The organism is Halomonas saccharevitans (genome assembly GCF_900116405.1).
Taxonomy (GTDB): domain Bacteria; phylum Pseudomonadota; class Gammaproteobacteria; order Pseudomonadales; family Halomonadaceae; genus Halomonas; species Halomonas saccharevitans.
Genome location: NZ_FPAQ01000004.1, coordinates 50589 through 71454, shown reverse-complemented (window position 1 = coordinate 71454; position 20866 = coordinate 50589). Strand labels below are relative to the sequence as shown.

18 protein-coding genes are annotated in these 20866 nt (G+C 68.3%); 3 read left to right on the top strand and 15 right to left on the bottom strand.

Annotated elements, in window-relative coordinates; genetic code table 11:
* Positions 1–35: 35 nt before the first annotated feature.
* The gene (locus tag BM388_RS03230) at positions 36–1634 is read left to right on the top strand and encodes a cation:proton antiporter family protein (protein WP_175535026.1); all 1599 of its coding nucleotides are present in this window, start codon (positions 36–38) and stop codon (positions 1632–1634) included.
* Positions 1635–1807: 173 nt separating this feature from the next.
* A complete protein-coding gene (locus BM388_RS03225; RefSeq protein WP_089847171.1) occupies positions 1808–2095 on the top strand; it encodes a hypothetical protein in 288 nt (95 codons plus the stop codon).
* 114 nt (positions 2096–2209) lie between these two features.
* Here the strand turns inward: BM388_RS03225 and pepN are convergent, their stop codons facing one another.
* The 4 genes from pepN to BM388_RS03205 all read right to left on the bottom strand — a co-directional run bounded on the left by pepN (position 2210) and on the right by BM388_RS03205 (position 6500).
* Positions 2210–4843: an aminopeptidase N gene (gene pepN, locus BM388_RS03220; protein WP_089847168.1), complete on the bottom strand. Its 2634-nt coding sequence runs from the start codon at positions 4841–4843 to the stop codon at positions 2210–2212.
* Positions 4844–4915: 72 nt separating this feature from the next.
* Positions 4916–5293, bottom strand: a complete 378-nt coding sequence (locus BM388_RS03215) for a YbaN family protein (RefSeq protein WP_089847297.1) — start codon at positions 5291–5293, stop codon at positions 4916–4918.
* 166 nt (positions 5294–5459) lie between these two features.
* A complete protein-coding gene (locus BM388_RS03210; protein WP_089847166.1) occupies positions 5460–5945 on the bottom strand; it encodes a YajQ family cyclic di-GMP-binding protein in 486 nt (161 codons plus the stop codon).
* Between the two features lie 54 nt (positions 5946–5999).
* Positions 6000–6500 carry a GNAT family N-acetyltransferase gene (locus BM388_RS03205; protein ID WP_089847164.1) on the bottom strand — a complete coding sequence of 167 codons (501 nt, stop codon included), beginning with the start codon at positions 6498–6500 and terminating at the stop codon, positions 6000–6002.
* A 213-nt stretch (positions 6501–6713) separates the two neighbouring features.
* Here BM388_RS03205 and cobO point away from each other — a divergent pair, with 213 nt between their 5' ends.
* Positions 6714–7313, top strand: coding sequence for a cob(I)yrinic acid a,c-diamide adenosyltransferase (gene cobO, locus BM388_RS03200; RefSeq protein WP_089847162.1), 600 nt, complete (start codon positions 6714–6716; stop codon positions 7311–7313).
* A 93-nt stretch (positions 7314–7406) separates the two neighbouring features.
* On the opposite strand, the gene BM388_RS03195 is transcribed toward cobO, so the two are convergent.
* From BM388_RS03195 to BM388_RS03145, 11 genes are all read right to left on the bottom strand, one after another.
* On the bottom strand, positions 7407–8699 hold the full coding sequence (locus tag BM388_RS03195; RefSeq protein ID WP_089847160.1) for an adenylosuccinate synthase: 1293 nt from the start codon (positions 8697–8699) through the stop codon (positions 7407–7409).
* A 72-nt stretch (positions 8700–8771) separates the two neighbouring features.
* Positions 8772–9968 carry an ATP phosphoribosyltransferase regulatory subunit gene (locus tag BM388_RS03190; RefSeq protein WP_089847158.1) on the bottom strand — a complete coding sequence of 399 codons (1197 nt, stop codon included), beginning with the start codon at positions 9966–9968 and terminating at the stop codon, positions 8772–8774.
* Positions 9969–10152: 184 nt separating this feature from the next.
* Positions 10153–11034, bottom strand: coding sequence for a protease modulator HflC (hflC, locus tag BM388_RS03185; RefSeq protein ID WP_089847295.1), 882 nt, complete (start codon positions 11032–11034; stop codon positions 10153–10155).
* A 2-nt stretch (positions 11035–11036) separates the two neighbouring features.
* Positions 11037–12257 (bottom strand): FtsH protease activity modulator HflK, encoded by a 1221-nt coding sequence (gene hflK, locus BM388_RS03180; protein ID WP_089847156.1) that lies wholly within the window; start codon positions 12255–12257, stop codon positions 11037–11039.
* Between the two features lie 153 nt (positions 12258–12410).
* Complete coding sequence (hflX, locus tag BM388_RS03175) at positions 12411–13727, bottom strand: ribosome rescue GTPase HflX (protein WP_089847154.1); 1317 nt, start codon at positions 13725–13727, stop codon at positions 12411–12413.
* 8 nt (positions 13728–13735) lie between these two features.
* A complete protein-coding gene (hfq, locus tag BM388_RS03170; RefSeq protein ID WP_089847152.1) occupies positions 13736–13987 on the bottom strand; it encodes an RNA chaperone Hfq in 252 nt (83 codons plus the stop codon).
* 150 nt (positions 13988–14137) lie between these two features.
* Complete coding sequence (gene miaA, locus BM388_RS03165; RefSeq protein ID WP_089847150.1) at positions 14138–15076, bottom strand: tRNA (adenosine(37)-N6)-dimethylallyltransferase MiaA; 939 nt, start codon at positions 15074–15076, stop codon at positions 14138–14140.
* Positions 15077–15231: 155 nt separating this feature from the next.
* Positions 15232–17226, bottom strand: coding sequence for a DNA mismatch repair endonuclease MutL (gene mutL, locus BM388_RS03160; RefSeq protein ID WP_089847148.1), 1995 nt, complete (start codon positions 17224–17226; stop codon positions 15232–15234).
* 40 nt (positions 17227–17266) lie between these two features.
* A complete protein-coding gene (locus BM388_RS03155) occupies positions 17267–18694 on the bottom strand; it encodes an N-acetylmuramoyl-L-alanine amidase (RefSeq protein WP_089847293.1) in 1428 nt (475 codons plus the stop codon).
* Positions 18695–18735: 41 nt separating this feature from the next.
* Positions 18736–19239, bottom strand: a complete 504-nt coding sequence (gene tsaE / locus BM388_RS03150) for a tRNA (adenosine(37)-N6)-threonylcarbamoyltransferase complex ATPase subunit type 1 TsaE (protein WP_089847146.1) — start codon at positions 19237–19239, stop codon at positions 18736–18738.
* The gene (locus tag BM388_RS03145) at positions 19220–20767 is read right to left on the bottom strand and encodes an NAD(P)H-hydrate dehydratase (protein WP_089847144.1); all 1548 of its coding nucleotides are present in this window, start codon (positions 20765–20767) and stop codon (positions 19220–19222) included. Before BM388_RS03145 ends, tsaE begins: the two co-directional genes overlap by 20 nt.
* Between the last annotated feature and the right edge of the window lie 99 nt (positions 20768–20866).

Here is a 20866-nt window from a genome sequence, read left to right as displayed (position 1 = left end):
TCCGTCTTGCCGAAGATTGCTAACAGGGAGTGTGCATGATCGAACCGGCCTTTCTTCTCGCGGCCTTCCTCGGCGGCATGTCCGCGATGCTGCTGCGGCTGCCGCCCATGGTGGGCTTTCTCGCCGGCGGTTTCGCGCTCAACGCGCTGGGGTTCGACAAGACCCCGATGCTCGAAACCCTGGCCGACATCGGGGTCGTGCTGCTGCTGTTCAGCATCGGCCTGAAACTGGACGTGCGCACCCTGCTTCGCCGCGACGTCTGGGGCGGCGCCTCCCTGCACATGCTGGCCTCGACCCTCGTGATGGTGGCGCTGCTGGCGCTGATCAAGTGGCTGGGTCTCTCGCTGCTGGCCGACACCGGCTGGCACACTCTGACTCTGCTCGGCTTCGCGCTCTCCTTCTCGAGCACCGTCTTCGTGGTCAAGGTGCTGGAGAAGCGCAGCGAGACGCAGACCGCCTATGGACGGCTGGCCATCGGCGTGCTGATCATGCAGGACATCTTCGCGGTGCTCTTCATCACCGCCTCCACCGGGGAGCTGCCGAGCCCCTGGGCCCTGGGCCTGCTGCTGCTGCTCCCGCTGGCCCCCGCTCTGCGCGCCCTGCTGGACCGACTCGGCCACGGCGAGATGCAGATGCTGTTCGGCATGCTGCTGGCGCTGGTGCTGGGCTACGCGCTGTTCGAGTCCGTCGGCGTGAAGGGCGATCTCGGCGCGCTGATCATCGGGCTGCTGCTGGCGCCCCACCCCGCCGCTCAGACCCTGGCGCGCTCGATGTTCAGCCTCAAGGAGCTGCTGCTGGTGGGCTTCTTCCTGAGCATCGGGCTGACGGCCATGCCGAGTGCCGAGATGCTCGGCGCGGCCCTGCTGCTGCTGCTGATCCTGCCGCTGAAGAGCGTCATCTATCAGGCGATCTTCATGCGCTTCAAGATGCGCCACCGCACCTCGGTGCTGGCCACTCTCAGCCTGACCAACTACTCGGAGTTCGGCCTCATCGTCGGCGCCATCGCGGTCTCCAGCGGCTGGCTCTCGGGGGACTGGCTGGTGGTGATCTCCCTGGCCGTGGCGCTCAGCTTCGGTCTGTCGGCCGTCCTCAACGGCGTGAGCGAGCGGGTCTATCGCTGGCTGGAACCGCGGCTGCCACGGATCAGCGTCGGCGAGCTCTCGCCCAGCGACCGCCCCATCGAGGTCGGCGATGCCGAGGCGGTGGTGCTCGGCATGGGGCGCATCGGCCGCAGCGTCTATCGTCGCCTGCAGAAGGAGTATGGCCTGCGCGTGCTGGGCATCGACAGCAACCCCCAGAGCGTCAAGACATTGAGCCGCCGCGGCTTCAATATCCTCGAGGGCGACGCCGTGGACTCGGACTTCTGGGACAAGCTCTTGATGTCCCGCGACGTGCAGATGGTGGTACTGGCTATGCCTCACCACGCGGGCAACCTCTTCGCCCTCAAGCAGCTGCGCTCACGCGAATTCCCGGGGCGCATCACCGCCGTGGTCGAGTATCCCGAGGAGATCGAGCCGATCCGCGAGCTGGGGGCCAATGCGGTCTTCCACGTCTACGACGAGGCCGGCCGGGCATTGGCCGACAGCGCCGCCGAGGAGGCCGGCGTGGTATCCAAGGCCAGCCAGCTGGGGTGAGGACATGAGCGACCGGCGGATCGGTCCGGGGTTGCCCGCCCGGCTTGTCTGCTCGGGCCGCTAGTCGCGATACTTCCTCCAACGCCTGAATCCCGACGCCCCGCCGGCACGCGCGGGCCTCACTCTCTAGAGCCTTGGCATGCCGAGGCTCACCCACACCGGAACGCACCACCATGGACGACATCTTCAGCTTCATCGGTAACGCCTTCGGCGAGTTCATCCGCTTCATCGTCGATGGTCTGAGCGGCTTCCTCTCCGGCCTCGACGAGGTAGCCGGCAGCTTCATGCAGGGGCTATCCGACTCCCTGGGCATCCCGATCACCCTGATCAGCGTGCTGGTGCTGGCGCTGGGGCTGTGGCTCTTGTGGAAGGGCGTGGCCGCGCTGCTGCGCGGCGCCTTCATCGTCATGCTCATCTGGTGGCTGCTGGGAGTAACGGTGCTGAGCTGGCTGATCTACTGACATCACCTTCCACCAACGACTACAGCGCCGCCCTCTCGGGCGGCGCTGTCGTGTCAGGTCGAGGGATAATGGAGCGCGATCTTCTCAGCGTCGTGTCCCGGCAGAAAACGGTCCTCAGGCGAGCGCTTTCTCCACCACCTCATAGACGTTGGGCGAGAGCTCCTCGGCGCGGATACGCTCGAGCTCGGCCTTCATCAGTTCCTGTCGCGCCTCGTCGAAGCGCGCCCAGCGGGTCAGCGGCGTGATCAGCCGCGCGGCGATCTCCGGATTGAGCCGGTTGAGCTCGATCACGGTGTCGGCGAGCAGCCGATAACCCTCACCGTCGGCCCGGTGGAAGTTGACCGGGTTCTGGTTGGCGAAGGCGCCGATCAGCGCGCGCACCCGGTTGGGATTCTTCAGCGAGAAGGCCGGGTGCGCCATCAGGAACTTCACGCGATCGAGCACGTCCGCCTGGGGGCGCGTCACCTGCAGGCTGAACCACTGGTCCATCACCAGCGGATCGTGGGCCCACTTCTCGCCGAAGGCCTTCAGCGCCGGGTCGGCGATGTCGCCACGCGAGCCGTGCACCAGCAGGGTCAGAGCATGGCGCACGTCGGTCATGTTGTGGTTCGCCGCGAACTGCGCCTGGGCAAGCTCGAGCCCCGCCTCGTCCTCGATGGCCATCAGGTAGGAGAGCGCCACGTTCTTGAGGCTGCGCGCGGCGATCTGCTCGGGCTGCGGGGCATAGGGCGCCTCCGAGCGGTTCTGCTCGTAGAGCCGCAGGAAGTCGTCGCGCAGGGAAGCCGCCAGGGACTGCTTGACGAAGGTGCGGGCGGCGTGGATGGCATCGACGTCGACTAGCGGCTGCTGCTCGGCGATGTAGGCCTCCGAGGGCAGCGTCAGCATCTGGGCCAGCACCGCCTTGTCGTCGATACGGGCCTCCAGCACGCCGCGGAAAGCCTCGACCACGCGCGGATCCATCACCTTCTCGACCCCGTTGCGGTGGGCGGCGATCAGGTCGTCCAGGGCCAGCAGGGCCAGGCGCTGGCCGGCATCCCAGCGATTGAAGCCGTCGGAGTCGTGAGCCTGCAAAAACGCCAGATCCTCGCGGCCATAGGGGAAGTGAAGCTTGACCGGCGCCGAGAAGCCGCGCCCCAGCGACGGCACCGGAGCCTCGCTGACCTCGGTGAAGACGAACTCCTGCTCGTCCTCGCGCAGGTGGATCACCGCGTCGGTGCCGAGCGCCTCGCCGTCCAGGGTCAGCGGCAGGTCGCGGCCGGACTTGGTGCCCACCAGGCCCAGGCGCACCGGGATGTGCAGGGCCTGCTTCTCGGCCTGGCCGGGGGTGGCCGGGGTGCGCTGGCGCAGGACCAGCCGGTACTCGGCGTTGGCGTAGTCGTACTCACCGTGGGCGTCGATCTCGGGGGTGCCCGCCTGGGAGTACCAGCGCAGGAACTGGCCGAGATCCTCACCCGAGGCCTCGGCCATGCAGTCGACGAAGTCCTCGATGGTCACCGCCTGGCCGTCGAAGCGCGAGAAGTAGAGATCGCTGCCGCGGCGGAAGGCCTCCTCCCCTACCAGGTTCGAGAGCATGCGCACGATCTCGGCGCCCTTCTCGTAGATGGTCAGGGTGTAGAAGTTACCGATCTCGATGTAGTGATCGGGACGCACCGGATGGGCGGTGGGGCCGGCATCCTCGGCGAACTGGGCGGTGCGGAAGAAGGAGACATCCTCGATGCGCTTGACCGGCGCCGAGTTGGTGTCGGCCGAGAAGCACTGGTCACGAAAGACCGTGAAACCCTCCTTGAGGGAGAGCTGGAACCAGTCGCGACAGGTGACGCGGTTGCCGGACCAGTTGTGGAAGTATTCGTGGGCGACGATGCTCTCGACGCGCTGGAAGGCGGCGTCGGTGGCGGTATCGGGATGGGTCAGCACCGCCGCCGAGTTGAAGATGTTGAGCCCTTTGTTCTCCATGGCGCCCATGTTGAAGTCGTTGACAGCGACGATCATGAACAGATCCAGGTCGTACTCGCGGCCGTAGGTCTGCTCGTCCCAGGTCATGGCACGCTTCAGCGAGGCCATGGCGTGGTCGGTCTTGTCGAGGTTCTCCTCCTCCACGAACAGCTGCAGGGTCACCTCGCGCCCGCTCATGGTGGTGAAGCGATCCTCGACCTTCTCGAGATCGCCGGCCACCAGCGCGAACAGGTAACTGGGCTTGGGATGCGGGTCCTCCCAGGTGACGAAGTGGCGCCCGCCGGGAAGCTCCCCCCGCTCCACCGGATTGCCGTTGGAGAGCAGCACCGGCAGGGTCGCGGCATCACCGATCACCGTGGTGGAGAAGGTCGCCATGACGTCCGGCCGATCCGGGTAGAAGGTGATGCGACGAAAGCCCTCGGCCTCGCACTGGGTGCAGTACATGCCGCTGGAGCGATAGAGCCCCGAGAGCGCCGTGTTGGCATCCGGCGCGACCTCCACCTCGGTATCGAGCAGGAACGCCTGGGGCACCCGATGCACGATCAGCCCCGCCTCGCCGACCGCGTACTCGTCTTCACCCAGCACCTGGCCGTCGATGGCGATGGCCTTGAGGTCGAGCTGCTCGCCGTCGAGCTCGAGGGGCGTGCCGGCCTCGCGCTCGGGGTGGCGCTCGAGATGCAGGCGCGCCTTGACTCGGGTGGCGGCGGGATCGAGATCGAAGCTCAGTTCGGTGCGAATCACGCGGTAGGCGGGCGGACGGTAGTCACTCAGGTAGATCGGCTGCGGTTCTGACATCTAGGAAGGGCTCCTGTCGGTAATTGCGATCCATTGTACGGCCCGCCGTGCCCGAAGCTCAAAGCCGGGCGCTCAGCGGGCCGCGATGGGCTCGGGTCGCGACAGGATCCAGGCGGTGATCAGCACAAGCCCCGCGATGAGCGCGAGCTTGAGCCACAAGAGGCTAACGGTGAGGGCCAGCACCAGCATCGACACGGCGAGCATCGCCGCGGCGAGCCGCTTGGCGTGGCGGGGAATCGCCCGTTCGGCCTCCCAGGCGGTGATGGCGGGACCGAAGCGCGGGTGCTCGCGAATCCAGGCGGCGAAGCGGGGCGAGCCCTTGGAGGCCGCCCATACCGCCAGCAGCATGAAGCAGGTAGTTGGCAGCAGGGGCAGGAAGGCGCCGACCACACCCACCCCGAAGCTGATCCAGGCGAGGCCCAGGAAGGCGAGACGTTGCAGGGTCGGCATCTGGCGCTCACTCCCGTTCATCGGCGTCAACTCTCATTGAAGAGCATTTCACCACCCGGTGCCAATCGCGATCGCCTATGGATGCCATCGGGATGACCAAGGTCATGCCGCACAATCACTCGCCCGATCCGTCACGACGATCCGTCACGACGATCCGTCTCGACGGTCAGTCACGAAAGTTGTCGAACTGCAGCGGGAGGTCGGGACCGCCTTCCCCGCGCAGCAACGCCATGACGGCCTGGAGATCGTCGCGCTTCTTGCCGGTGATGCGCACCTTCTCGCCCTGGATCTGGGCCTGGACCTTGAGCTTGCTGTCCTTGATCCGCTTGACGATGTCTTTGGCTTCCTTCTGGTCGAGGCCCTGCTTGAGGGCCACCTCCTGACGGGCGCGCACCCCGGAGAGTACCGGCTCCTCGACGTCCATGCAGCGGGCGTCGATCCCGCGCGCGATCAGCTTGTTGCGCAGCACGTCGAGCATCTGCTTGAGCTGGAAATCGACCTCGGCCTCGAGGGTCACGGTGTCGCCACCGAGCTCGAAGCTCGCGGTGACGCCCTTGAAGTCGAAACGCGACTGGATCTCGCGATTGGCCTGATCCACGGCGTTGCTGGCTTCGTGCTTGTCGAATTCGGAGACGATGTCGAAGGAGGGCATGACGATATCCTGTCCTGGTGGTCGTGAACATGGGCGAAAGGAGCGACGATTCTATCAGCCCTCGCACCGGGGCGCGGCCTCCTCGAGGGCGACCAGCGGTTTGGCCATCTGCCAGCCACCGCACCCATCCTCATAGTAGTCGCCAAGCCAGCACTCCGGACGAAAGCCCATGCGCCGGTAGAGGCCCATTGCCACATCATTGTCGGCCCGCACCTCCAGGCCCAGCACCTCGGCCTCTCTTGCGCGCGCCTCGGCCTCCAGTGTCTCCAGCAGCCGCCGACCCAGGCCGCCGCCGCGCGACCCTGGGTGCACGCAGAACGAATAGAGCCGGGCGCGCCGGCTGCCGCGACGAAACAGCAGCGTGCCGTAGCCGAGCAGGGCCAAGGGTCGCCCATCAGGCTCGCCGCGCTGGACCACCAGGGTCAGGGCATGGGCCCGATTGAGCAGGTACCAGAGCTGACGACGGCTGAAGCGATCACCGCTGAAGGCCACCTGCTCGAGGCGATAGAGGGCATCCAGGTCGTGGCCGCTGGCCTGGCGCAGGGTGACGGTCATCGTGAGTCTCCGGGCCTCTTGGATGCGCGTTGGTACCGACCGATCGCACGGTCGTCGGCGCGCGTCCCGCTATCTTTCCACCCGCCTCGCGCCTTGTCGAGCTGCGGCGTGGCGCCTATCGTCCTGGCCAGGACGCCTCTCAGGCTGACGCACGCCGCATTCTGGCGTATGCTGCCACTCCTCGACAAGACTTGTACAAGCCACGGAGCTCCGATGAACGATCGCGATACCCGCCATCAGCAGGCGATGCAGAAACTCAAGACCCGGGTCGACGAGAAGGTCGCCGAGGCGACCGAGCAGCGGGGGCTGCTGCTGGTCTTCACCGGCAACGGCAAGGGCAAGACCACCGCCGCCTGGGGCACCGTGACCCGGGCACTGGGCTACGGCTATCGGGTCGGCGTGGTGCAGTTCATCAAGGGACTCTGGGAGTGTGGCGAACGGGAGCGGCTGGCCGAGGACGAACGCCTCGAAGTCGCGATCATGGCCACCGGCTTCACATGGGACACCCAGGACCGCGACGCCGATACTCGCGCCTGCCAGGAGGTGTGGGCCGAGGCCGAGCGGATGCTGGCGGATCCCGAGGTCTACCTGGTGGTGCTCGACGAGATCACCTATATGCTCAAGTTCGGCTACCTGGACATCGCCACCGTGAAGGCGGCCCTGGAGAACCGTCCCGCCGAGCAGACGGTGATCGTCACCGGGCGTAACGCCCACCGGGAGCTCCTCGCCATGGCCGATACCGTCACCGAGATGACCGAGGTGCGACACGCCTTCAACGGTGGTCTCCAGGCTCGTCGCGGGATCGATTACTGATCCCCGCCCCCCGGTTCCGGCGTCCGAACGCGCGAAGGCCGGCCCCTGGGGGCCGGCCTTCGTGTCTTTCGCTGCTCAAGTGTGACGTGGCGATCAGCTGAAGGGATTGCGCAGCACGATGGTCTCGTTGCGATCCGGGCCGGTGGAGATGATGTCGATGGAGGTTCCGACCTTCTCCTCGAGGAAGCTGATGTAGGCGCGAGCATTGGCCGGCAGGTCCTCGACGCGCTTGACGCCCAGGGTCGACTCGCTCCAGCCGGGCAGATCCTGGTAGACCGGCTCGATGGCTTCGTACCCCTCGGAGTCGATCGGGGTGTCGAGCACCTCGCCGTCCTTGCTGCGATAGCCCACGCAGACGCGGATGTTCTCCAGGCCGTCGAGCACGTCGAGCTTGGTCAGACAGATGCCGGAGACCGAGTTGATCTGCACCGCGTGACGCAGCGCCACGGCGTCGAACCAGCCGCAGCGACGCGCGCGCCCGGTGGTGGCGCCGAACTCGTGCCCCTTCTCGGCCAGGTGGCGGCCGTGGTCATCGAACAGCTCGGTCGGGAAGGGACCGGAGCCGACGCGAGTGGTGTAGGCCTTGGTGATGCCCAGCACGTAGTCGAGATAGAGCGGGCCGACGCCTGACCCGGTGGCGGTGCCACCGGCGGTGGTGTTGGAGCTGGTCACGTAGGGGTAGGTGCCGTGGTCGATGTCCAGCAGCGAGCCCTGGGCGCCCTCGAAGAGGATGTTCTCGCCAGAGCGGCGCATGTCGTGCACCAGCGAGACGGCGTCGCAGACCATCGGGCGCAGCTCCTCGGCCATGGCCATGGCCTCGTCGAAGACCTGCTGGAAGTCCACCGGCTCTTCACGGTGGTACTCCTTGAGCACGAAGTTGTGGTACTGAAGAACTTCGCCGAGCTTGGAGGCGAAGCGCTCGCGGTGCAGGATGTCGCCCAGGCGCAGGCCGCGACGCGCGACCTTGTCCTCATAGGCCGGACCGATGCCGCGACCGGTGGTACCGATCTTGGCGATGCCGCGGTCCTTCTCGCGCGCCTGATCCAGGCGCACGTGATAGGGCAGAATCAGCGGGCAGGACGGCGACAGGCGCAGGCGCTCGCGCACCGGCACGCCCTTATCCTCCAGCTCGCGAATCTCCTTCATCAGCGCCTCGGGCGACAGCACCACGCCATTGCCGATCACGCAGAGCTTGTCCTTGCGCAGGATGCCGGAGGGAATCAGGTGCAGCACGGTCTTCTCACCGTCGATCACCAGGGTGTGCCCGGCGTTGTGACCGCCCTGGAAGCGCACCACGGCGGACGCGGATTCGGTGAGCAGGTCGACCACCTTGCCCTTGCCTTCATCACCCCACTGGGTGCCCAGTACGACTACATTCTTGCCCATTGTGCTCTCGTCTCTCGTTGCGGCACCGCGCCCTTGAAAAGGCCCAGGGCCGAGGTCATTGACCGCTGGCCGTCAGGCGCGGTCCTGGTGGGTCTCGAGGAAGCGTGGCTCCCAGCGACCGTCGATACGCTCCAGCCGACGGTCGCAGCGGTGTTCCGCCGGACCGGTGCGCTGCCCGGGCAACGCCTGGACGACGCGCTCGCCCTGCTGGCGCAGCGCCTGAAGCGCGTCGGCGAGCCCCTCGCCTTCGGCCGGGGCCCAGATGCCGTCGGGCTCGGGCTCGCCGGGGGCCAGGGTGGCCAGCAGCTTCAGATCCATCGAGAAGCCGGTGGCCGGCCGCGCCCGCCCGAAGGCCCGACCGGTGTCGTCGTAGCGCCCGCCCTTGGCCAGCGCCTGGCCGTAGTGCGGCACGTAGGCGGCGAACATCATGCCGGTGTGGTACTGATAGCCACGCAGCTCGGCCAGGTCGAAGTAGGGCTCGACCCCGGGATACTCGGCGAGCACGCCATCGACCAGGGCACGAAGCTGGTCCAGGGCCGCGCCCACCGGCTGCGGCGCTTCCTGGAACGCCTCGCGGGCATCCTCCAGCACCTCACGCCCGCCGTGCAGATCGCCCAGGGCACGGAACATCGCCGCCAGCCCCGGGTCGCGCACGCTCTCATCGACGCGAGCATTCAGCTCGCCCGGCGACTTCAGCGCCAGGGCGTCGAACAGCGCACGCTCCTGGTCGGCATCGAGGCCGGCGGCCTCGACCAGGCTGCGGTAGATGCCGATATGGCCCAGCGCCAGATGGATCTCCGCGGCCCCGGCCGTCTCGAGGCTGGCCAGGGCCAGACGCAGGATCTCCAGGTCGGCCTCGAGGCCGGCATGACCAAAGAGCTCCACCCCGACCTGTACCGGGCTGCGGCCGCCCTGGTACTGGTCGGCCTTGGCGCGTAGCACGTTGGTGCAGTAGCACAGCCGTACCGGCCCCTGGCGACGCAGGGAGTGAGCATCCATGCGCGCGACCTGAGGCGTGACGTCGGCGCTGACGCCCATCATGCGGCCGGTCATCTGATCGGTGAGCTTGAAGGTCTGAAGATCGAGGTCGGTTCCGGTGCCGGTCAGCAGGGAATCCAGAAACTCCACCGGGGGTGGCATCACCTGATCGTAGCCCCAGCGGTGATAGAGGTCGAGCAGCGCTCGGCGCAGCTCCTCCATGCGACTGGCCTGGGGCGGCAGTACCTCGTCCATGCCGTCGGGGAGCAGCCAGCGGTCAGCGATGGTCATGTCGTTCATCCTGCTAGACGATGGTGGGCCTACGGCGATTCCCGGGTCGCGCGAGGCGGATCGGCGAGTGGGGCGCCGGGGAGAGGCCACAAAAAAACCGGGCCACGCCCGGTTGAAGGATTCTATCACGTTTGCAGGCCGGTTGAACCCCGGCCGGCGGGCGGCGCACCGCCCGCCGCCAGGCTCACTGGTCCGTCGAGGTCGGGCTCTTGAGGTACTGGAAGAAGTCGCTGGAGGGGTCCAGCACCAGCATGTTGCCGTCGCCCTCGAAGCTTTGGCGATAGGCATCGAGGCTGCGCCAGAAGCTGAAGAACTCCTCGTCCTGGCCATAGGCCTCGGAGAAGATCGCCGCGGCCTCGGCATCACCCTCACCGCGCAGCGTCTCGGAGCGAGCACGCGCCTGGGCGAGCAGCACCGAACGTCGACGATCGGCATTGGCCCGGATCCGCTCGGACTCCTCCCGACCCTGGGCCCGCCATTCGCTGGCCTGGCGCTCACGCTCGGAGCGCATGCGGTCATAGACCGCCGAGGAGACGTCCTCGGGCAGGTCGATGCGCTTGACGCGAATATCGAGGATCGCCACGCCGAGTTCGTCGCGCATCAGCGCGTTCAGTTCCTCAGTGGGCCCCGTCATCAGGTCATCACGCTTCTCCGAGATGATCTGCTGCAGGTTCAGGCGACCGAACTCGTTACGCAGGCTCTCGTCGACCCGCGGCTGGATCAGGCGCACCGCCTGCAGCTCGTCGCCGGAGGTCGCCTCGTAGTAGCGCGTCGGATTGATCACCTGCCACTGGACGTAGGAATCGACGATCACCGCTTTCTGCTCGAGGGTCAGGTAACGGCTGGGATCGGTATCCAGCGTCAGCACCCGGGTATCGAAGGTGCGCACGGTCTGGGTGATCGGCACCTTGACGTGCAGGCCGGGCTGGATGTCCTCCTCGATGATCTCGCCGAAGCGCAGCTTCACCGCACGCTCGGTCTCGTCCACCACGTAGAGGCTGTTGCTGGCCAGCCAGGCGATGGCGGCCAGGCCGCCCACGACGAGCAGGGATCGATTATTGATCATCATTAACGCCCCTCCCTGCGAATGCCATTGCTATTGCTGCTGTTGCTGCTGTTGCCGCTGGACGACTGGCTGGCGCCGAGGCGCTCAAGGACCCGCGGATCCAGGCCGTCGTCGTTGCCGCCCTGGGCGCTGGCGCCCGAGCTGCCGGCGCTGCCGAGACGGTCGAGCGGCAGCACCATCAGCGGGCTGTTCTCGGACACATCCACCATCACCTTGGCGGTCTCGCCGTAGACCTCGGACATGGTGTCGAGGTAGAGGCGCTCGCGCATGATCGCGGGATCATCCTGGTACTGGGTCAGGAGGGCGCTGAAGCGGCTGGCCTGGCCCTCGGCCTCGGCGACTACCGATTCGCGATAGCCCTGACCCTGCTCGACCAGGCGCTGGGCCTGCCCCTGAGCCGCCGGGATCACGGCATTGGCGTAGGCCAGCGCCTGGTTGATGGTGCGCTGACGATCCTCGCGGGCGCGGATGACGTCGTCGAAGGCGTCCTGCACCGGATCCGGCGGCGCCGTGGACTCCACGTTCAATGTCTGCAGCAGGATGCCGGTTCCGTAGCTGTCGAGGTAGGACTGCAGGCGGCTCGCCACGGAGCTGCCGAGAATCTCACGCCCGGAGGTCAGGATATCGATCATGTCGGTACCGCCGACCACGTGGCGCAGCGCGCTGTCCAGGGCGTTCTCGAGGCTGAGCTCGGGGTTGCGCACGTTGAGCACGTAGGAGCGGGGATCGGCGACCTGGTACTGGGCCGAGATCTCGACCGAGACGATGTTCTCGTCCTGGGTCAGCATCGACTGGGTCTGGGTCAGCGAGCGCACGCGAGTCACGTTGACCATGCGCACGTCATCGATCAGCGGCGGGTTCCACTGCAGACCCGGAGTGACCACTTCCTGGAACTTGCCGAAGCGCAGCACCACGCCGCGCTCGGACTGATCGACCAGGTAGAACCCGGAGGCCGCCCAGATGGCCAGTACCACCACGATCAGCAGGCCAGGCAGGGTGAAGGCGTTGCGTGGCTTGCCACCGCCGCCCTTGCCTCCGGCGCCGCCGCGCTTTCCGCCGCGGCCGCCCAGCATGTTGTTGAGTTTGTCCTGAAACTTCTTCAGGGCCTCGTCGAGGTCGGGCGGCCCCTGATTGCCGCCGCCCTTGCCTCCGCCGTTGCCACCACGACCGCCACCACTCCAGGGGTCGTGCTGGTTGCCACCACCAGGCTCATTCCAGGCCATTCGTCGTCTCCACTCTGCGTTGCGTCCCATCGTTATGACACTGGCGACGGGCGTCCGTTGCGATCCTTCGGGTGCCGCCCGGCCAAGCCCGGCGTCCCTGTTGTGATGTTGTGGTACCGGCGAGGCGTCCTGCCCCGCTCGTCTTACGCCTGTTTACGCTTCCCAGACCGGCTTCTCCTGCAGGGTCGCCGGCAGGTAGTCGTCGGCGCGCTCGCCCAGGTGCGACATCAGCTGCAGGAAGTCGCGCCGCGGCAGGCGCACCCTCAGCAGGCTGTGGCCCTGCTCGTCGAAGCGCTCGTCGCGCACCGCATTCAGCTCGTGCAGGCCGGCGCGCAACTTGCCCTGCTCCGGGGCAAGGGTAAGCTCGAGGTCGATGATGTCATCGGCCAGGCATTCGGAGAGCGCCTGCTGCAGAAGCTCGAGCCCCTTGCCCTGCTGGGCGGAGACCCAGACCACCTCGGGGCGGCCCTCGCCGTCGCGCTCGATGCGCGGGGCGCTGTCGAGCAGGTCGATCTTGTTCATCACCTTGAGCGTCGGCAGATCACGCGCCCCGATCTCCTCGAGCACCCCCTCGACCTGGCCAACATTGAGCTCGCGGTCGGGGTCGGCGGCGTCGATCACGTGCACCAGCAGGCTCGCTTCCGCGGCCTCCTGCAGGGTCGCGCGAAAGGCCTCGACCAGCTTGTGTGGCAGGTGGCGAATGAAGCCCACGGTATCGGCGAGCACCACCGGACCGACGTCCTCGATCTCCACACGCCTGAGCGTCGGGTCGAGGGTAGCGAAGAGCTGGTCGGCCGCATAGACCTCGGCGGTGGTCATAGCGTTGAAGAGCGTGGACTTGCCGGCGTTGGTATAGCCGACCAGCGATACGCTGGGAATCTCGGCCCGAGAGCGGGCCCGACGGTTCTGGTTGCGCTGGCTGCGCACCTTGTCGAGCCGCTTGTGAATCGCCTTGATGCGTGCCCGCAGCAGGCGACGGTCGGTCTCGAGCTGGGTCTCGCCCGGCCCGCGCAGGCCGATGCCGCCCTTCTGGCGCTCCAGGTGAGTCCAGCCGCGGACGAGTCGGGTCGACATGTACTCGAGCTGGGCCAGCTCCACCTGCAGCTTACCCTCATGGGTACGGGCCCGCTGGGCGAAGATGTCGAGGATCAGGCCGGTGCGGTCGATCACCCGGCACTTGAGCTCGCGCTCGAGGTTGCGTTCCTGAGAGGGGCTGAGGGAGTGATTGAAGATCACCAGTTCGGCCTGATGGACGGCCTTGGCCTCGCGCAGCTCCTCGAGCTTGCCCGACCCTAAGAAGGTGCGCGAGTCGGGACGCTTGCGGCTGCCGGTGAGCAGCGTGGCCGGCGTGGCACCGGCCGAGCGAACCAGCTCGAGGAACTCTCCCGCATCCTCGCGCTCCTGCTCGTCCTGGAAATCCACATGGACGAGGACTGCCGTCTCACCGGCATCGGGGCGTTCAAAAAACAATCAGTACCTCACGCATCAGTGTCCGACGGTGCGCCGGCATCCGGGGCCGGCAGGCGCACGTTGCGCGACGGCACCACGGTGGAAATAGCATGCTTGTAGACCATCTGGCTGACCGTGTTGCGCAGCAGGATGACGAACTGATCGAAAGACTCGATCTGGCCCTGCAGCTTGATGCCGTTAACCAGGAAAATCGATACCGGAATGCGCTCCTTGCGCAGGATGTTCAGGTACGGGTCTTGAAGGGACTGCCCTTTGGACATGTTGCTCTCCCTGAAGTGTCTCTGGGGGTTGATGTTATGTCGGTCATGGTCGCTTCGGCCAGGGGGGGCAACGCTATATACCCTAAGGGGCCTGTCTGCCCGATACCCTAAGGGGCCTGTCTGCCCGGCCACCGAGAGCGCCATCTTACGCTAAGTGCCGAATTCGCGCACCAGTTTCAGCACCTCGCCCAGCGGGTCGGGACCCTGGCTGTCGACCCACTCGAGCCCCGGCCAGCTGCGCATCCAGGTCAGCTGTCGCTTGGCCAGCTGGCGGGTCGCGATGATGCCGAGCCGCTCGAGCTCGGCGCGATCGATCTCGCCCTCGAGATAGGCCCACACCTGACGATAGCCCACGCTCTTCATCGACGGCAGCGAGGGAGAAAGATCGCCGCGCCCCTTCAGCGCGGCGACCTCGTCGATCAATCCGGCGTCGAGCATGCCCCTGAAGCGCTGGGCGATCCGCTCGTGCAGCACACCACGGTCGGCCGGTGCGAGCCCTATCGACAACGTGCGAAAGGGAAAGGTTTCCTGGCGCTGCTCATCCCACAGCGCACTGAGCGAGCGCCCGGCGAGCCGATGAACTTCCAGCGCCCGGGTCAGGCGCTGAGGGTCGTTGGGATGAATGCGCGCCGCCGAGACCGGATCGATCCGAGCGAGCTCCTCGTGAAGCGATGCCAGGCCATGCTCGGCCACCTGACGCTCGAGCTCGGCACGCACCGCCGGATCGGCGGCCGGCAGGTTGGCGACGCCCTCGAGCAGGCGCTTGAAGTACATCATGGTGCCGCCGACCAGTAGCGGCACCCGGCCGGCGGCGGTGATGGCGGCCATCTCGCGCAGGGCATCCTCGCGGAAGTCGGCCGCCGAGTAGGGTTCGGCCGGATCGCGGATGTCGATCAGCCGGTGCGGCGCGCGCGAAAGCTCCTCGGGCTCGGGCTTGGCACTGCCGATGTCCAGCTCGCGATAGACCATCGCCGAGTCGACGCTGATCAGATCGCAGCCGAGCCGCTCGTGCAGCTCGATGGCGAGATCGGTCTTGCCGGCGGCGGTGGGGCCCATCAGCAGGATGGCGGGGGGGCGGTCGTCAGGCATTCAGGCTCCAGGAAAGACGACCCCGGCGACAGGTCTGCGAGGAGGCGCTGTGAATCCCTCCTTGGACGCTACCGATTCCATCCCTGGAATCGGACCTCCTCTACGACCTGTCCCCGGCGTCTCTCATAAGACAGTCCGGTTCAGTACATCGAAGTTCACTGCCCCCTCAGGAAGAGGCGGTCGAGTTCCTTCATGCTCATCTCGGTCCAGGTGGGACGGCCGTGATTGCACTGGCCGCTGCGCTCGGTGCGCTCCATGTCGCGCAGCAGGGCATTCATCTCCTCGAGGCCGAGCTGGCGGTTGGCGCGCACGCTGCCGTGGCAGGCCATGGTCGCCAGCAGCTCGTTGATGCGCGCCTCGACCCGGTCGGAGCGCCCGTAGCGCTCCAGGTCCGCGAGCATGTCGCGCACCAGCGGCTCCACGTCGGCATCGGCCAGCAGCACCGGCACCTGGCGCACCAGCAGGGTCTCGGGGCCGGCCGCATCGAGCTCTACTCCGAGGCGCGAGAAGGCCTCCCGCTCGGCCTCGGCGGTCGCCACCTCGGCGGGGCTCGCGGCGAGCGAGACCGGCACCAGCAGCGGCTGAGCCTGCAGCCCGGTCGCATCAGTGGCGTCGCCGTGCACCTGGGCCTTCATGCGCTCGTAGACGATGCGCTCGTGGGCAGCATGCATGTCCACCACCACCAGGCCGCGCTCGGTCTGGGAGAGGATGTAGACGCCGTGCAGCTGGGCCACGGCGTAGCCCAGCGGCGGCGCCCGGGTGGCGTCCTCCTCGGGCATCGCCGGCCGCGGGGCGCGCTCTGACTGCGCGGCGCGGCGCTCGTCGAGGGCCACCCCGGCGGCGCTGCCGCCTGGGGCCGGTGCGGCGGGCTGCGGGGTCAGCAGGGTCTCCTCGTGCTCGGGATGCAGCGCCCGGTAGCCTTCCATGAAGGCGCGGACGCGGTCGGGCGTCACGCCCTCGCGCCCGTCACCGCGGCCGCCACCACTGTCACCACCATGCCCGGCGGCGTGGCCGGGCAGCGCCATGGGCTGCTGCTGCCAGGCCGGGGCGGCCTCGCGCACGCCAGGATCGTGCGCCGCTTCCTGTCCTGCCTGCCCTTCGGGTTGACGTTCGCCGGCCTCGTCACGCTCACCGGGCCGCGCCTCGGCCAGTGCGCGATGCAGGCTCGAGAACAGGAAGTCGTGAACCATGCGCCCGTCGCGGAAGCGCACCTCGTGCTTGGTCGGGTGGACGTTGACGTCCACCACCCGCGGGTCGACCTCCAGATAGAGCACGAACACCGGATGACGGCCGTGGAAGAGCACGTCGCGATAGGCCTGGCGGATGGCATGGGCCACCAGGCGGTCGCGCACCACGCGGCCGTTGACGAAGAAGTACTGCTGGTCGGCCTGGGCGCGGGAATGGGTGGGCAGGCCGACCCAGCCCCACAGCCGCAGGCCGCCGACCTCGAGGTCCAGGTGCAGGGCGTTCTCCAAAAAGCCCTTGCCGAGCAGGGCGCCGAGGCGCCGCTCCCGGGTGACCGGGTCGTCGCCCGGCGGCAGCTGGTGGAGGGTCTTGTGGTTGTGGCGCAGCGTCCAGCCGATGTCGAAGCGCGACAGCGCCTGGCGCCGGAAGGCCTCCTCGACGTGGCCGAACTCGGTCTTCTCGGTGCGCAGGAACTTGCGCCGCGCCGGCGTATTGAAGAAAAGATCGCGCACCGTCACAGAGGTGCCACGCGGGTGCGGCGCCGGGGTGACGCGCGGCTCCATGCGGCGCCCCTCGGCGACCACCCGCCAGCCGCCGCGGGGGTCCTCGTCGACGTTGGAGGTGAGCTCCAGGCGCGAGACCGAGCTGATCGAGGCCAGCGCCTCGCCGCGAAAGCCCAGGCTCGCCACCCCTTCGAGCTCCTCGAGGGAGAGGATCTTGCTGGTGGCATGCCGCGACAGCGCCAACGGCAGGTCGTCTTCGCCGATGCCGCTGCCGTCGTCGCGCACCCGGATCAGCCGGGCGCCGCCGTTCTCGAGTTCGACCTCGACGCGGCGGCTGCCGGCGTCGATGGCGTTCTCGACCAGCTCCTTGACCACCGAGGCGGGGCGCTCGACCACCTCGCCGGCGGCGATCTGGTTGGCCAGGCGGGGGTCGAGGATCTGGATATGTCGATTATCTGGCATGTCGCTCCGGGGCTTGGCAAGACGAGTCGGGACGTCGGGATCACGAACGAGGGATACGCAGCACCTGGCCGACCCGGATCACGTCGCCGTTGAGCTCGTTGGCCTGGCGAATCTGCGCCACCGGCACGCCGTGACGGGCGGCGATCTCCGAGAGGGTGTCGCCGGGCTGGATACGATACTCGTTACCCGCCGTGCTGCGGCCGTTGTCACGCTGCCAGGCCAGCAGGCTCGCCGGCGGCGGGTTGCGCTGAAAGTGGCCGTGGATGCCGCCGAAGATGGCATCGACCATCTTCTGCTGATAGGCCCCGTCGCGCAGCCGGCGCTCCTCGCCAGGGTTGGAGATGAAGCCGGTCTCGACCAGCAGCGAGGGAATGTCCGGCGACTTGAGCACCACGAAGCCGGCCTGCTCCACCCGCGACTTGTGCAGCCGATTGACCCGTCCCATGCGATCCAGCACCTGGCCGCCGATGGTAAGGGAGTCGTTGAGGGTCGCGGTCATGGTCAGGTCGAGCAGCACGCCGCGGAGGACCTCGTCCTTGTCGTCCAGCGAGAGGTTGCCGTCGACGCCGCCGATCAGGTCGGCCTCGTTCTCGCTGGCGGCCAGCCACTGGGCGGTCTCGGAGGTGGCGCCGCGCTGCGAAAGCGCATAGACGGAGCTGCCGTTGGGCCGCGGGCTGTCGAAGGCGTCGGCGTGGATCGAGACGAAGAAATCGGCCTTCTGCTCGCGGGCGATGTGGGTGCGCTGGCGCAGCCCGACGTAGTAGTCGCCGTCGCGGATCATCACCGCGCGGAACCCCTCGGTGGCGTTAACTTTACGGGCCAGGCGCTTGGCCATCTCCAGCACGATATCCTTCTCGCGGGTGCCCGAGGGGCCGATCGCCCCGGGGTCCTCGCCGCCGTGGCCGGCGTCGACGGCGATGATGATGTCGCGCCGGGGGTGCGGCGTGGCCGGCTCCAGTACGTCGGGCGCGTCGACCTCGGCGGGGTTCCTGCCCTCGACCACGGCCTCGCTGCGCGCGCGCTGGGCGGCGATCTCCTGCTCGCGGATCATCGACTCGATGGGATCGATGGGGTCCTCGACGGCACTCTCGCCAGGGTATTCCAGGTCGACCACCAGGCGGTGGCCATACTGATCGTTGGGCGCCAGGCTGAAGTGCCGGGGCTCGATCTCCCGCTCGAGCTCCAGCACCACCCGCAGGCCGTTGCCGTCGCGCACGCCGGTGCGCAGGGTGCTGATGGCGCTCCCCTCCAGATCCAGGGCGTCGACGCGGGTATTGAGCCGGCTGTCGTCGAGGTCGATGACCAGGCGGCGCGGGTTGTCGAGGCTGAAGACGTTGGCCGCGGCCGGGGAGGAGAGATCGAAGACCAGGCGCGCATGGTCGGGCGCCGCCCAGAGGCGTAGGTTGTCGACGCTGGCGGCCTGGGCCAGGCTCGCAAACAGGGCGCCGGCCAGCCCGAGCCCCAGCATACCGAGGCCGACCAGCAGCCGCTTGGCGCGTATCGTGGGCTTCATGACGCCGCGTCGCCCTCCGCGTTCGTGAGACAGGGCGCCAGCTCGGGCATGCTCGCCAGCCGCTCGAGGACCGCCCGGCCGTGTGCGCTGCGCGCCTCGAGGAGCGCCTCGCGGCCCTCCTCGGCCAGGCTGAGGTGCACCGTGAGGTCCGGCGCGGGCAGCCAGCCTTCCCCCCGTTCCGGCCATTCGATCACGCAGAGCGCGTCCTCGGCGAGCAGGTCGCGGCCGCCGATGAACTCGAGCTCCTCGGGATCGCCCAGGCGATAGAGATCGAAGTGATGAACGAGCACGCCGGTAAGCTCATAGGGCTCCACCAGCGTATAAGTCGGGCTTTTGACCGCGCCGACGTGCCCGTAGGCGCGCAGGATACCGCGGGTCAGGGTCGTCTTGCCGGCGCCCAGCTCGCCGGTCAGGTGCACGCGACCGAGGCCCTCGAGGGCCCGCCCCAGGCAGGCGCCGAAGGCGACCTGGCGGTCTTCGTCATCGAGTCGCAGCAGCATCGTCCTCGCCCTTGCCATCACACACGGTCGGGTTGACCAGAATTCGCGCACAGGATGCCAGATCGCCGGCCAGCAGGCCACGCTCGCCGCCCTCGCGGGCCGCCCTGTCGGCGGCCAGGGCATGCACCAGCACTCCCAGCCGGGCCGCTGCCTCGAGCTCGAGCCCCTGGGCCAGCAGCGCGCCGAGGATGCCGGAGAGCGCATCGCCCATGCCGCCGCTGGCCATGCCCGGGTTGCCGTGGGGGCAGACGGCGAGCCCCGCGGGGCCGGCGACCAGCGTGCCGGCGCCCTTGAGCACCACCACGCCGCCGTAGCGGCGCTGCAGCGCCAGGGCCGCGCCGGGGCGGTCGGCCTCCACCTCGCCGGCAGAGCAGCCGAGCAGGCGCGCCGCCTCGCCGGGGTGCGGGGTGAGGATCCAGTCGTCACGCTGCCGGCCGCGGAATCGCGAGGCCAGCAGGTTGAGGCCGTCGGCATCCACCACCAGCGGGCGCGATGCCGCCAGGGCCGCCTGCAGCATGCCCTGCCCCCAGCTGCCCTGCCCCAGGCCCGGCCCGACCACCAACACATCGGCGCGCTCCGGCAGCGCATCGAGATCCCCGGCGCCGCGCACGCCGTGGACCATCACCTCGGGTCGACGCACCAGGCTCGCGGTGACGTGTTCGGGCGCGGTGGCGAGGCTCACCTTGCCGGCCCCCAGCCGCGCGCAGGCCTCGGCGGCGAGCAGCGCCGCTCCGCCGAACCCCGGCGCCCCGCCGAGCACCAGGGCATGGCCGTGATCGCCTTTGTGGGCATCGCGCGGCCGGGGCGGCAGCCAGGCCGCGATCAACCCGGCCTCCAGCCGACGGGCGGCGGGGGCGAGATCGCCCTCGGCCTCGGCGTCCACGCCGAGGGCGCAGAATACCAGCTCGCCGACGTGCGCCGGGGCCGCGCCGGTATAGAGGCCCAGCTTGTCGGCGATGAAGGTCACGGTGCGCGTCGCCCGGATCGCGCACCCGAGCCGCGCCCCAGTGTCGGAGTGAAGCCCCGAGGGAATGTCGATGGCCAGCACCGGCAGGCCGCTTTCATTGACGGCCTCGATCGCCTCACGAGCCTCGCCGCGCACCTCGCCGCCGAGGCCGGTGCCCAGCAGCGCATCGACGACGACGTCGCCCTCGAGGCGAACATCCGCCCGCCAGGGCTCGGCCGACACCCCGGCCACCGTGGCCATGTCGGCGGCGCGCCGGGCGTCGCCGGTTAACGCCTCTACCGGCTTGAGCAGCACGCGCTGCACGGCTAGCCCCTCGGCGGCGGCCAGCGCCGCCAGCACGTGGCCGTCGCCGCCGTTGTTGCCGCCGCCGCACAGCACGGAAAGCGCGCGCGCATGTGGCCAGCGCGCCCGCAGGTCCTGCCAAGCGGCGGCCGCCGCGCGCTGCATCAGGGCGAAGCCCTCGATGCCCCTCGCGATGGTGCGCCGGTCGAGCTCGCGGACCTGCTCGGCGCGATAGAGCGGCCGCAGCGTCGGCGCGGGATGGTCGGCTGGCCGGGTCATGCGGTGTCTCCTCGTTCGGGATGCTTTACCATACCGAGTGTAAATTCTCTGCGCCCCACGCCAAGTCATGGGGCCGATCTGCATGGTGTTTTCTCGATC